Genomic DNA, 12,562 nt, shown 5'->3' with positions numbered 1-12,562 from the left:
CGGTCACGGTACGGCAATCGGTGCGGCCGGCGGCGGGACCTCAGCCGGATCTCCCCCGACGTTGGCCGATTCGAGTGTGCCGACAGCCGACGATCGGGGCCGGCCGCACCGGTGGGTCGGCGGAGCCGACGCTGCTGGACATGTTCACGAGGATCGGTGCCCCTCGTGGGTGCCGAGGACGGCCCCGCCACCCGGGGGTCGGGGGCTCCTCCCCCGGAGCTACCAGGCCTCCCGCCCCGCGCGGACGGGCCGAACGGGCGGTTCATCGCGCGGACCGGGCGCCGGGAGCGTCAGCAGGCCCGACGGCGCACCGCGCCGGCCGGGCATCTCCCGGCCCGTCCGGGCTCCCCGGCCGGCGTCTCGGCCGCCCCCGGGTACGGCTCAAAGCCCGATCGGGCCGGGGCAGGACCGGAACCGGCCCCCCGGTACGGGAACAACCCACTCCTCGCCTCGCCGGCCGACAGTTTCCGAACCTGCGCGCGATTCCCGCTCCGCCCCGGGAACGGGCACGTCAACCCGCCCCCGCCCGCCGGCCGTGGCGGCCGACGGGCCGTTACGGCACCACGCGCCCCGGCGGACCCACCGGACCCGGCCCGGGGTCGGGACCGTTCGGCGAGCCGTCGACCGGCCCCATGGGGGTTCACGGCCGGAAGATACGTGGTCGTCCCCCATGAACCGGATGTCCCCGCGCCGCCAGGATCAGCGATGCGCTCGGAGGCCGACCGGCTCCGGCAGGGCTCCACGGACGAAGGAAGAACGATGGCAGAGGGGCAGACGGCGGGTCAGGGCTCGGCGGATCCGTACGCCACGTTCTACCCCGACCTGATCGGGGCGGTGCTGCGCCGTCAGGGCGCGCGGGGCTGGACCGTCACTCCCGGGGACTTCTGGTGCCACGTCCGGCCGGACGACGCCGGCCTCGGCCGCCGGCAGGGCTGGAAGCTGCACGTGTCCGCCACCCCGCTCTCCGCCCCGACGGTGCTGACCCGGGCCGCCGAAGTGCTCGTCGCCGCCCGGGCCCCGTTCAAGTGCGCCGGTACACCCGGCCGGCTGACGGAACTCGTCTCCGCCCGCTACGACCGGGGCGGCGGCGGGAAGTTCATCACCGTCTACCCGGACGACGACGACCACTTCCGCCGGCTCGCCGAGGAACTGCACCGGGCCACCGCGCACCTGCCGGGGCCGGGCATCCTCTCCGACCGCCGGTACCGGCCGGACAGCCCGGTCCACTACCGCTACGGGGCCTTCCGTGGCTCCCCCCGGCTCACCAACGACGGTTCGGTCGAACCCATGCTGCAGGCGCCGGACGGGACCTTCGTCCGCGACCGGCGCACGGCCGGGTTCACCCCGCCCGCCTGGGCCGCCTCGCCGCTCCCGCTCCCCGAAACTCCCCCGGCCGCCCCCGGGACGAGCGTGCTGCTGAACAACCGCTACGTCGTGCACAAGGCGATCCGGCACGCCTTCAAGGGCGGCGTCTTCCTCGCCACCGACCGGCGGACCGGCCTGGAGGTCGTCGTCAAGGAGGCCCGCCGGCACGTCGGGGCCGTCCTCGAAGGCACCGACGCCGGCGACCTGCTCGACCACGAGGCCGCCATGCACGCCCTGCTCGCACCGCTCGGCCGATGTCCGCAGGTCGTGGAGGTCTTCGGCCAGGGCGGCAACCGGTACCTCGTGGAGGAGCTCGTCGCCGGGCGCACCCTGCGCGCCTGGGTGTCCGAGCGGCTGCGCCCCGACCGGGCCCAGGTGCTCGACCTGGCCGGGCAACTGCTGGACGTCGTCGCGGCCGTCCACGAACTCGGCCTGGTCCTGCGCGACTTCAACCCCAACAACCTGATGGTCACCCCGGACGGCGAGGTCCGCCTGATCGACCTGGAGTCCCTCGCCCGCCCCGGGGACCACGTCCTGCGCCTGCACACCCCGGGCTTCGGCGCGCCCGAGGTCGTCGACGGCGCACCGAGCGGCCCCGCCCCCGCGCCGGAGTCCGACCTCTACAGCCTCGGCGCCGTGCTGTTCCACCTGCTGACCGGTACCGACCCGGCGCTCGCCCCGGACCGCGGGGCGGCCCGCGGCCGGGACGAACGGACCGCCGCCCTGCTCGCCACCGCGCTCGCCGACCGCCCGGACCTCACCGACCTCCGCCCGCTCGTCCTCGGGCTCATGGCCGAGGACCGGAACGAGCGGTGGAGCCTGGCGAAGGCCCGCGCGGCGCTCGCCGCGCTGCCCGCCGCCACCGCGGCCGCCCCGGGGAGCGGCACCGTCCTGGACGACCGGACCGCGCGACGGCTGCTCGCCGACGGGCTGACCCATCTGATGGACACCATGACCCCGCAGGACCCGGTACGGCTCTGGCCCGCCGGCCCCTCCGGCGAGGGGACCGATCCGCTGAACGTGCAGCACGGTGCCGCCGGCGTCCTGTCCGTCCTCACCGCGGCCGCCGCCCACCGCGCCGACCCGCGGCTGCGGGCCACCGTCGCCGAGGCGGCGCAGTGGATCGCCGCCCGGGCCGGGGCCGGCGGACAGCTGCTGCCCGGACTGCACTTCGGCCGCTCCGGCACCGCCTGGGCGCTGCTGGACGCGGCCCGGCTGCTCGGCGACGACGGCCTCGCCGCACACGCCGCCCAGCTGGCCCGCGCCGTCCCGCTGCGGTGGCCCAACCCCGACGTCTGCCACGGCGTGGCCGGCGCAGGCCTGGCCCAGCTCCACTTCTGGCGGACCACCGGCGACAAGGAGTTCCGCCGACGCGCGGTGACCGCCGCCGAACACCTGCTGACCACCGCCGCGCAGGGCCGCTCCGGTGTGGTGTGGCCCGTCCCGGCCGACTTCGACTCCGAACTCGCGGGCATCACCCACCTCGGCTTCGCCCACGGCGTCGCCGGCGTCGCGACCTTCCTGCTCCTCGCCGGACTCGCCGCCGAACGGGAGGATTTCGTCCACGCCGCCCGGGTCGCCGCCGAGACGCTGCTCGCCACCGCACGGGTCCGTGACGGCGCCGCCGCCTGGCCGGTCGAGGACCGCGGCGCCGACGCCCCCGCCCACGCGCCCCACTGGTGCAGCGGCGCCTCCGGCATCGGCACCTTCCTGATCCGGCTCTGGCAGGCCACCGGGGACCCGCGCTACCGCGAGACGGCCGAACAGGCCGCGGCCGAGGTGTACCGCTGGCGGTGGCAGAGCTCACCGGCCGCCTGCCACGGCCTCGCGGGCAACGCCGAGTTCCTCCTCGACCTCGCCGACGCCCTCGACGACCCCCTCCAGCGGCGCCGCGCCGAGGAACTCCTCGCCTGCGCCCACGCACGCCACGTCGTCCACGACGGGCTGCTCCTGATCCCCGACGACACCCTGAGCAGGGTGGGCGTCGGCTACAACACCGGACTCGGCGGGCCCCTCGGCCTGCTGGTACGGCTCCACCACGGCGGACCGCGCCTCTGGCTCCCCGCCCCCGACCCGGCCGAAAGGAGGTGACCACCATGACCGAGGACGTCAACGCCCTGCAGCTGCTCGACAGCGAGGAGCAGACCACCACCGGCTACATGTGCTTCCCGTTCAGCATCTTCCAGTGCGGCAACTGGAGCATCAACGACATGTGACAACTCCCCCTCCACAGAAGGAGAACACCATGACCGAGGACGTCAACGCCCTGCAGCTGCTCGACAGCGAGGAGCAGGCCGGCAGCGGCTACATCTGTTTCCCGTTCAGCATCTTCCAGTGCGGCAACTGGAGCATGGGCGACAACTGAGCCTGACCACGGGGTGAAGCAGCACGACACCCCCGGCGACACCCCACCCCCGGTGCGGGTGACCGAGCCCCCTCGGTCACCCGCACCGGCCCCGTTCCGTGCCCCCGAACCTCCGTTGCACACCCACCCGCACGGCCCTGCCTCCGGGGCACCAATGCACCGCGCGCCAGGGCACCCGTCCCGGTCGACCGAAAATGATCGCGCCCGACGCGCACACGTCAACTAAGGTCGATCGGAGACCCCCCTGCCGCAACCGTCCCGACGCTCCCGCGACACCGTCCCGTGGGGCCGGAGTGACAGCTGGGAGGCGGTGAAATGACTGCTCGATCAGGCAGCTCAGGGCGTCCGTTTGTTGGCGAATCCTCGCCACTGGCGGGACATGCACGAACATAACCGGACAAACACTTCGACCGGTGGAACCATGCGTTCCGGGAGCCCCTGAGCCTGCAAAACACCTCGTGGCCTGCGACTCGGACCGAGGAAGCCATGGTCAAAGAGGGCTGCCACCCAAAGGACTGAACCCTTCTTTACCTAACCTTTGACAAAGCGTCAGTCGACAGCCCTCCGCCCGGTCAGCAAGATGTGCATCCGAGCCGCCTGACAGTGGCGGCCGACCTTTCCGACCATCCGTCCGACATCAAAGACGCTCCACGGCAGTCCGCGCACGGTCCTCCGTCCTCACGGACCCCGGAGTCCTGTTCCGTCGGTGGGCGCGGGTCCGCACGAGGGAGAGAACCGCCTTGGGCCGCTACATGCTCCGCAAGTTGGCCAACTATTTGATACTCGTCATACTTGCGGCTTCTCTCTCGTACTTCGTCGCGGGGCTCAGCCTGCACCCGCAGGCGAACTACGAGGGCCGCAACCCCCCGTTGGCCAAGGCGACCATCAGCAAGACGCTCGACGACGTCAACATGAACCCCGACACCCCGATCGTCAGCCGCTTCGGCACCTGGGCGAACGGTGTGATCCACGGGGACCTGGGCAAGTCGATCGACGGCTCGCCGGTCAACAGCGAGGTGGGCCGCCGGATCGGCGTCTCCACCCGGCTGCTGCTGCTGGCGACCCTGGTCGGCTCGGTCGGCGGCGTCGCGCTCGGCACCATCGGCGCGATCAAGCAGTACAAGTTCTTCGACCGGTTCACGACCCTGGCCTCGTTCTTCGTCCTCGCGATGCCCGTCTTCGTGCTCGGCCTCTTCCTGAAGCTGCTGACGATCAAGTTCCTGGGCGCCGGCACCATCCACTTCACCGGTGAGACGGACGCCGAGTTCGCCGGCCGCTGGGACTTCGCCGCCCTGGGCAACCGGGCCGAGCACATGCTGCTCCCCGGCCTGACGCTGATCCTCATCCAGATCGCCCTGTACAGCCGCTACCAGCGCAGCACCATGCTCGACGTCCTCGGCAGCGACTTCCTGCGCACCGCCCGGGCCAAGGGCCTGCGCCGGCGCACCGCCCTGGTCAAGCACGGCCTGCGCACGGCGATCCTCCCGGTGGTGCCGCTGCTGGTGTTCAACATCGTGCTGCTGTTCGTCGGTGCGACCTTCACCGAGAAGACCTTCGGCTGGCACGGCATGGGCGAGCTGCTGATCAACTCGATCACCCGCAACGACGTCAACACCACGTCGGCGGTGGCCCTGTTCACCGCCGGCCTGGTGCTGATCGCCGGTCTGCTGTCCGACCTGCTCTACGCGGCGCTCGATCCCCGGGTCCGGGTGCGCTGACGCACCCCGCCCCGCCGAGCACCCCAACACCCGTAGAGGAGAGAGAACATGAGCGCCGACCAACCCGCCCCCTCGAACACCTCCGCCGCCGGCGGCGAGGCGGTCTCCGCCCTGGCCGCCGCCACGGCCGGTGTCCCGCAGACCCCGGCCGCCAGCGCCCCGAAGTCCCCCGCCACCGCCCGCAAGCGGACCGGCCGGGGCCGGCTCACCGCCCGCCGCTTCGCCCGCAACAGGCTCGCCCTCGTCGGCCTGGGCATCCTGGTCGTGCTGTTCGTGGCCGCGTACGCCGGCCCGTCGTTCAGCAAGTACGACTACCGCTTCCACGACTACATGGCCTTCAACGCGCCGCCCGGCGGGACCCACTGGTGGGGGACCAACCAGGGCGGCCAGGACCTCTTCGCGCTGACCATGCGCGGACTGCAGAAGTCGCTGGTGATCGGCCTGCTGGTGGGCGGCATCAGCACCGTGGTCGCGGGCTTCGTCGGCGCCTTCGCCGGCTACTACGGCCGCTGGATCGACAAGGGCCTGACCTGGTTCGTCGACCTGCTGCTGGTCCTGCCGAGCTTCCTGATCATCGCCGTGCTGTCGCCGATCTTCCGCAACTCCAGCTGGCTGATCTTCGTGGTCCTGCTCGCGGCGTTCAGCTGGATGATCACCGCACGGGTGGTCCGCAGCATGACGCTGACGCTGAAGGACCGGGAGTTCGTGAAGGCCGCCAAGTACATGGGCGTCCCCGGCCCGGTCATCATCATCCGGCACATCCTGCCGAACATGGCCTCGCTACTGATCATCGACACGGTGATCCAGGTCGGTGCCGCGGTCATCGGCGAGAGCGGCCTGTCGTTCTTCGGCTTCGGCGTGCAGGCCCCGGACGTCTCGCTCGGCACGATCATCGCCGACAACACCACCAACGCGCCGACCTTCCAGTGGCTGTTCTACTTCCCGGCCACCTGCCTGGTGCTGATCGGCATCGCGGTCGCGTTCGTCGGCGACGGTCTGCGCGACGCCTTCGACCCGACCTCCGGCGGGGCGAAGTCGAAGGGGCGCCGCCGCAGGGCCCTCGCCGAGCGCAACGCCGCCCGCCGGGGCGCCACGCTCCCCGGCGGCACCCGGGACGTCGTGAGTTCGTCATGACGGACGCGCTCCAGCCCCCGCAGCCCGACACCAGCACCCCCGGTACCAAGGAAGGACTCCGACCGGTGACCGACACCCGGCTGGACAAGCCGCAGCCCGTACTCGAAGTGACGGACCTTCATGTCTCCTTCCCCAGCGAGGCCGGCGAGGTCCGCGCCGTCCGCGGCGTCTCCTACGCCGTCCGCCCGGGCGAGGTGCTCGGCATCGTCGGCGAGTCCGGCTCCGGCAAGTCCGTCTCCTCGATGGCCGTGCTCGGGCTGCTGCCCGAAGCCGCGGAGGTCTCCGGTTCGGTCCGGCTCGGCGGCCGTGAGCTGCTCGGCCTGTCCGACAACGAGCTCTCGAAGATCCGCGGCAAGGACATCGGCATGGTCTTCCAGGACCCGCTGTCCGCGCTCACCCCGGTCTACTCGGTCGGCACCCAGATCGTCGAGGCGCTGCGGATCCACCAGGACATGACCAAGGAGCAGGCCCGCACCCGGGCCGTCGAACTCCTGGACGTGGTGGGCATTCCGGACCCGAAGCGCCGGGTGGACAACTTCCCGCACGAGTTCTCCGGCGGCATGCGCCAGCGCGCGATGATCGCCATGGCGATCGCCAACGACCCCAAGGTGATCATCGCCGACGAGCCCACCACCGCCCTCGACGTGACCATCCAGGCGCAGGTCCTGGAGGTCCTGAAGAAGGCCCAGGACGTCACCGGCGCGGCGATCGTGATGATCACCCACGATCTCGGCGTGATCGCCGGCTTCGCCGACCGCGTCCAGGTGATGTACGCGGGCCGGGCCGTCGAGTCCGGCGGTGTCGACGAGGTGTACTACCGCCCGCGGATGCCGTACACCATCGGACTGCTGGGCTCGATCCCCCGGCTGGACAACACCGGGCGCCGGGCCCTGACCCCGATCGAGGGCACCCCGCCGTCGATGGTCGAGCTGCCCGAGGGCTGCCCGTTCGCGGCCCGCTGCCCGATCGCCGTCGAGCGCTGCCGCGAGGTGGAGCCGGCGCTGTCGGTCAAGGAGGGCAACACCCACCCGACCGCCTGCCACCGCAGCCACGAACTGGCCGGCGCGCTGGACCCCGCCACCATCTACCCCGTGCCCGAACTCCCGGCCGCCGTCACGCTGGAGAGCGTGCCGCGCGAGCAGCGCCCCAAGGTGCTGGAGATCGACGGGCTGACCAAGCACTTCCAGCTCACCCAGGGCGCCGTGATCAAGCGCAAGGTGGGCGTGGTCAAGGCGGTGGACGGCATCACGCTGGACATCCGCGAGGGCGAGACGCTCGGCCTGGTCGGCGAGTCCGGCTGCGGCAAGACCACCACCCTGCTGGAGATCCTGGACCTGCCCAGCGGCCAGGCCGGCACCGTCACCGTGTTCGGCAAGGACGTCCGCGGCCTCGGCCGGGCCGACCGCAAGGCGCTGCGCCGCGACATGCAGATCGTGTTCCAGGACCCGATGGCGGCCCTGGACGCCCGGATGCCGATCGGTGACATCCTGGCCGAGCCGCTGCGCACGCACCGCTGGGACAAGGAGCGGATCGCCGCCCGCGTCCCCGAGCTGCTGGAGATGGTCGGCCTCAACCCCGACCACGCCGACCGCTACCCGCAGGAGTTCTCCGGCGGCCAGCGCCAGCGCATCTCGATCGCCCGCGCGCTCGCCCTGGAGCCCCGCCTCGTCATCCTGGACGAGCCGGTCTCCGCCCTCGACGTCTCGATCCAGGCGGGCGTGCTCAACCTGCTGGACGAGCTCAAGGTGAAGCTCGGTCTGAGCTACCTGTTCGTCGCCCACGACCTCTCGGTGGTCCGGCACATCGCCGACCGGATCGCCGTGATGTACCTGGGCCGGATCGTCGAGCTGGGCGACTCCCGGTCCATCTTCGACGCGCCCTCCCACCCGTACACGCAGGCGCTGCTCTCCGCCGTCCCGCTCCCGGACCCGCGCCGGGAACGCGAGCGGACCCGGATCCTGCTCAGCGGCGACCTGCCCAGCCCGGCCAACGTGCCGACCGGGTGCCGGTTCCGCAACCGCTGCCCGAAGCACCCGGCGCTGAGCGAGGCCGAACAGCAGCGCTGCCGCGACGAGGACCCCGGCAACAGCAGGCTCTCCGACGACCACGTCGCCGCCTGCCACTTCGCCGCCGCCCTCGAAGTGATCTGACCCCACGATCCGACCCCCACGAAAGGGGGCCGGGCCCGGCGGAACAACCCGGTCCGGCCCCACCCGCAAGTCCGCAGTGCCAACCCTCCAGCACCTTCCGCTCCGGCGGCCCGCTGGGTCCATCCACCCTTCCGCACACTCCCTGGGGAATCCCTTGAAGCACACCCGGATCCCGGTCGCGCTGGTCGCCACCGTCGCCACCGCCTCGCTCTGCCTCAGCGCCTGCTCCAGCAGCTCCTCCGGAGGGGACGCCGCTCCCGCCAAGTCCGAGGCCCCGAAGATGACCCAGCGGGCCATGAACGAGAAGGACCGTGCCGACCTGAAGCAGGGCGGCACGCTCAACTGGGCGATCGACCAGCTCTCCAGCCAGTGGAGCCCGCTGGAGGCGGACGGCAACGAGGTCTCCACGACCGACGTCATGAAGGCGCTCATGCCGACCTTCTGGCACTCGGACGCCGGTGGCACCCAGACCCCGAACAAGGACTACCTGCTCGACGCCAAGTCCGAGACCAAGGACGGCAAGCAGGTCGTCACCTGGACCCTCAACCCGAAGGCCAAGTGGAACGACGGCACGCCGATCACCTGGCAGGACCTGGAAGCCAACTGGAAGGCCCAGAACGGCACCAACCCGGAGTTCAAGGCCACCTCGACGACCGGCTTCGACCAGGTCGAGAGCGTCGTCAAGGGTGCCGACGACTACCAGGCGATCATGACCTTCAAGTCGCCGTTCTCCGAGTGGCAGGCGCTGTTCAACAACGCCGCCAACGCGCCGCTGTTCCCGGCCAAGTACGTCGCCACCCCGGACGTCTTCAACACCGCGTACGTCGACAAGATCCCGACCTCGGCGGGCCCGTTCAAGCTCGACAAGATCGACCAGACCGCCAAGACCGTCACCGTCGTCGCCGACCCCGCCTGGTGGGGCCAGAAGCCGCTGCTCGACAAGATCGTCTACAAGGCCATGGACACCAACACCATGCCGCAGGCGTTCCAGAACGGCGAGATCGACTTCTACGACAACGGCCCGGACGCGTCCGGCTTCAAGCAGATCCAGTCCACCGCCGACGGCGAGGTCCGCGAGGCCGGCGGCCCGAACTTCCGCCACTTCATGTTCAACGGCAAGAGCCCGATGCTGACCGACCCCAAGGTCCGCCAGGCGCTCTTCCAGGCCATCGACCGCGAGACCATCGCCAAGTCGGACCTCACCGGCCTGGGCTGGCCGGCCGCCGCGATGAACAACCACTTCCTGGTGCCGAACCAGAACGGCTACAAGGACAACTCGGACGGCCTGAGCAAGTTCGACCCCGAGGCCGCCAAGAAGATGCTCGACGAGGCGGGCTGGAAGATGGACGGCGACGTCCGCAAGAAGGACGGCAAGGAGCTCAACCTCAAGTTCGTCATCCCGGCCGGCGTCACCATCGCCACCAACGAGGGCTCGATGCTCACCCAGATGCTGCAGCAGGTCGGCGTCAAGGTGAACATCTTCACCGCCCCGTCGAACGAGTTCTTCGACAAGTACATCTACAAGTACGACTTCGACATGACGGCGTTCTCGCTGATCGGCACGCCGTTCCCGGCCAGCTCCGCGACCGCGAACTTCAAGACCGACGGCGGCGCCAACTACAGCCAGGTCGGCAGCCCCGAGCTGGACCAGGCGATGGCCGACGCCGCCGCCGCCCAGACCCCCGAGACCGAGTTCGCGGCCATCAACAAGGCCGACGCCGAGGCCTGGAAGGTCGCCGCCCTGGTCACCCTGTACCAGCGCCCCGCCATCTTCGGTGTGAAGAAGTCGGTCGCCAACCTCGGTGCCCCGGGCCTCTCGGACTACCTGTACGAGAACATCGGCTTCACCAAGTAACACGATCCCGGGGCGGGTCGGCCGGAATCCCGGCCGACCCGCCCCGAACCATGTCGGCCGCGGGCACCGTCGCCACTACGGCCGGGTGCCCGCGCCCCACGGTTCGGGCACGCCCACCCGCACGTCGAGGTCCCACAGGACGCACTCCTCACCGGGCCGGGCCACGAACGACCAGGCCACGGCGGTGCGGCGCAGCTGTTCCGCCATCGATCCGGCGCGCCGCGCGCTGCCGGCGAGTTCTCCGCCCTGCGGATGGTGGTGGAGGAACCTCCCGTAGGCCCTCCGGCAGAAGGCCGCGTAGCGCTCGGTGCAGAGGATCAGCCCGTGCCACGCCTCGTCCACGGCGAACGACGGCATGCCGATGACCTGCCGGTCCAGCATCGCCGCCCCGCAGCAGCGCAGCCACTGGCGCAGCCCGGTCTCGACCAGCTCGCGCGGTTCGAACGGGCACGTCCGGTAGACGGCGGGGGGCAGTTCGAGCGCGTCGACGGCCGCCTGCACGCGGTCGACGCGACGGGAGTACGTTCGTGAGAGCACGCCTGCTCCGTTCCCGGCGGCCGGGCGCTCAGCTGCCGCCGCAGCCGCCGCCGCAACCACCTCCGCCACAGCCGCCCCCGCCGCAACCGCCGCCGCTGCCGCCGGAGTCGCCGCTGCCGGAATCCCCGCCGCGGTAACGGGACTTCCTCTTCCGGTCCCCGCCGTCCGTCAGCGAGCCGGCGATGATGCCGAACAGGACGAGTCCGGCCAGAATGACGATACCGATGATGATCATCTATCCACTCCCCCAGTTGGCGCCGGACGAGGTGCCTGACGACCTGCGGCGCGCGGATTCCGCCCCGCTCGCGCGGGTCGCTCGGAATGCGGATCCGGCCGCGCCAGGACGGCCCCCGTCTGCGGCGATACTTCATTATGCTCGGAGGGTCTGACACTGAAACGGCATCAGACCACCGGTGCGGCAAGCCGGCTGCCGTGCGGAGCCGGCGTGGGTGGGCGAGGACGGAGTCGAACCGTCACAGCCGAAGCGGGGGTGTTACAGACCCCTGGGCCCTCCCGTGCCCAGCTCGCCCTCGGCGGAGGCGCCGCATCGAAGAGGGCCGCCTCGGGGACCGTCCCCCGAGGCGGCCCGGCCGGCGGCCGGCGGGCGCACTACGAGGACGTCCCCCGGATCCGGGAGTACCGGAAGCGCTGATACGGGGAGCACTGACACGGGGAGCTGGTGAAGGCGTTCACGGTCGCGCTCCTCCCTGGTGGTTCGGCGCGATGCGCCCACTGTGACGCCCGCCCGGCGGACGGGGCAACCGACTTACGACGACGCCGCCCGGCCCGTCGCCGCGGACGACGCACGGACCGGGCGACCGGGGTCAGGGGTGCTCACCGGGCGGCCGGGCCCGCCGCGGCCGCGTGCCGGGCACGGGCGAGCGTCGGATAGCGGACCGTGAACAGGAGCGGCAGGACGAACGTGGCGACGGTGAGCAGGGTGCGGGCGTCGCCCGCGTCCGGCCGGTAGTGGCGCAGCAGCGCGCCACCGAGGCCGGCGAGGGTGAACGCGGCCGCCCACACCGCGGTGATGACGCGGTTGACCCGGAGGAACAGCGGACTCTTCCAGACGTGCTCGGGGGTCTGGGTGCGGGCGATGCCGAGGGTGAAGGGCCGGCCGAGCGCGAGCGAGCCCCAGGCGGTGGCCGCCAGCCAGAGCGAGGACAGCGGCGGGCCGTAGTGGGCGACGGCGGTGGAGTCGGGCGCGGCGAAGGCGGCGCAGGTGTAGCCGGCCAGGAAGACGACGGCACTGGCCTCGATCACCAGGGCGTCCCAGCCCCGGCCGGCGCGGCGCTGGGTCACCACGAGTGCGAGGGCCAGCAGGAGGCCGGTGAGCGCGGCCCAGCGGAGGTCGACGGTGCCGGTGAGGACCGCGACGGCGATCCACGGGGCAAAGCTGCGGAGGTGGCCCATGACGATGTCTCCCCTGTTGAACGTG

The 12,562-nt window shown here is 71.6% G+C and carries 10 protein-coding genes and 1 tRNA gene; 7 read left to right on the top strand and 4 right to left on the bottom strand.

What is annotated here, in order from left to right:
* Nucleotides 1–759: 759 nt before the first annotated feature.
* The 7 genes from lanL to OG618_RS34805 all read left to right on the top strand — a co-directional run bounded on the left by lanL (nt 760) and on the right by OG618_RS34805 (nt 10,587).
* Complete coding sequence (gene lanL / locus OG618_RS34835; protein ID WP_329491625.1) at nt 760–3,456, top strand: class IV lanthionine synthetase LanL; 2,697 nt, start codon at nt 760–762, stop codon at nt 3,454–3,456.
* Between the two features lie 5 nt (nt 3,457–3,461).
* Complete coding sequence (locus tag OG618_RS34830) at nt 3,462–3,581, top strand: ALQxL family class IV lanthipeptide (RefSeq protein WP_329491624.1); 120 nt, start codon at nt 3,462–3,464, stop codon at nt 3,579–3,581.
* Nucleotides 3,582–3,610: 29 nt separating this feature from the next.
* A complete protein-coding gene (locus OG618_RS34825) occupies nt 3,611–3,730 on the top strand; it encodes an ALQxL family class IV lanthipeptide (protein ID WP_329491623.1) in 120 nt (39 codons plus the stop codon).
* A 752-nt stretch (nt 3,731–4,482) separates the two neighbouring features.
* A complete protein-coding gene (locus tag OG618_RS34820; protein ID WP_329491622.1) occupies nt 4,483–5,448 on the top strand; it encodes an ABC transporter permease in 966 nt (321 codons plus the stop codon).
* A 48-nt stretch (nt 5,449–5,496) separates the two neighbouring features.
* On the top strand, nt 5,497–6,582 hold the full coding sequence (locus OG618_RS34815) for an ABC transporter permease (RefSeq protein WP_329491621.1): 1,086 nt from the start codon (nt 5,497–5,499) through the stop codon (nt 6,580–6,582).
* Nucleotides 6,579–8,732: an ABC transporter ATP-binding protein gene (locus OG618_RS34810; RefSeq protein WP_329491620.1), complete on the top strand. Its 2,154-nt coding sequence runs from the start codon at nt 6,579–6,581 to the stop codon at nt 8,730–8,732. The genes OG618_RS34815 and OG618_RS34810 overlap by 4 nt, the downstream gene beginning before the upstream one ends.
* A 154-nt stretch (nt 8,733–8,886) precedes the next feature.
* Complete coding sequence (locus tag OG618_RS34805) at nt 8,887–10,587, top strand: ABC transporter family substrate-binding protein (RefSeq protein ID WP_329491619.1); 1,701 nt, start codon at nt 8,887–8,889, stop codon at nt 10,585–10,587.
* Between the two features lie 75 nt (nt 10,588–10,662).
* Here OG618_RS34805 and OG618_RS34800 read toward each other — a convergent pair whose 3' ends face one another.
* The 4 genes from OG618_RS34800 to OG618_RS34785 form a co-directional block, all read right to left on the bottom strand.
* A complete protein-coding gene (locus OG618_RS34800; protein WP_329491618.1) occupies nt 10,663–11,124 on the bottom strand; it encodes a hypothetical protein in 462 nt (153 codons plus the stop codon).
* A 28-nt stretch (nt 11,125–11,152) separates the two neighbouring features.
* On the bottom strand, nt 11,153–11,359 hold the full coding sequence (locus tag OG618_RS34795) for a hypothetical protein (RefSeq protein ID WP_329491617.1): 207 nt from the start codon (nt 11,357–11,359) through the stop codon (nt 11,153–11,155).
* Nucleotides 11,360–11,574: 215 nt separating this feature from the next.
* Nucleotides 11,575–11,654, bottom strand: a tRNA-Tyr gene (locus OG618_RS34790).
* A 304-nt stretch (nt 11,655–11,958) separates the two neighbouring features.
* Nucleotides 11,959–12,537 carry a hypothetical protein gene (locus OG618_RS34785; protein WP_329491616.1) on the bottom strand — a complete coding sequence of 193 codons (579 nt, stop codon included), beginning with the start codon at nt 12,535–12,537 and terminating at the stop codon, nt 11,959–11,961.
* Nucleotides 12,538–12,562 lie beyond the last annotated feature (25 nt).

Origin of the sequence: Kitasatospora sp. NBC_01246, assembly GCF_036226505.1 — a bacterium.
Classification (GTDB): Bacteria; Actinomycetota; Actinomycetes; order Streptomycetales; family Streptomycetaceae; genus Kitasatospora.
This window is presented reverse-complemented; position numbering and strand designations above follow the sequence as displayed.

Bases quoted from the DNA above. Each gene is read 5' to 3' on its own strand.
- lanL (WP_329491625.1), top strand. From the start codon at position 760: ATGGCAGAGGGGCAGACGGCGGGTCAGGGCTCGGCGGATCCGTACGCC.
- OG618_RS34830 (WP_329491624.1), top strand. From the start codon at position 3,462: ATGACCGAGGACGTCAACGCCCTGCAGCTGCTCGACAGCGAGGAGCAG.
- OG618_RS34825 (WP_329491623.1), top strand. From the start codon at position 3,611: ATGACCGAGGACGTCAACGCCCTGCAGCTGCTCGACAGCGAGGAGCAG.
- OG618_RS34820 (WP_329491622.1), top strand. From the start codon at position 4,483: ATGCTCCGCAAGTTGGCCAACTATTTGATACTCGTCATACTTGCGGCT.
- OG618_RS34815 (WP_329491621.1), top strand. From the start codon at position 5,497: ATGAGCGCCGACCAACCCGCCCCCTCGAACACCTCCGCCGCCGGCGGC.
- OG618_RS34810 (WP_329491620.1), top strand. From the start codon at position 6,579: ATGACGGACGCGCTCCAGCCCCCGCAGCCCGACACCAGCACCCCCGGT.
- OG618_RS34795 (WP_329491617.1), bottom strand. From the start codon at position 11,359: ATGATCATCATCGGTATCGTCATTCTGGCCGGACTCGTCCTGTTCGGC.
- OG618_RS34785 (WP_329491616.1), bottom strand. From the start codon at position 12,537: ATGGGCCACCTCCGCAGCTTTGCCCCGTGGATCGCCGTCGCGGTCCTC.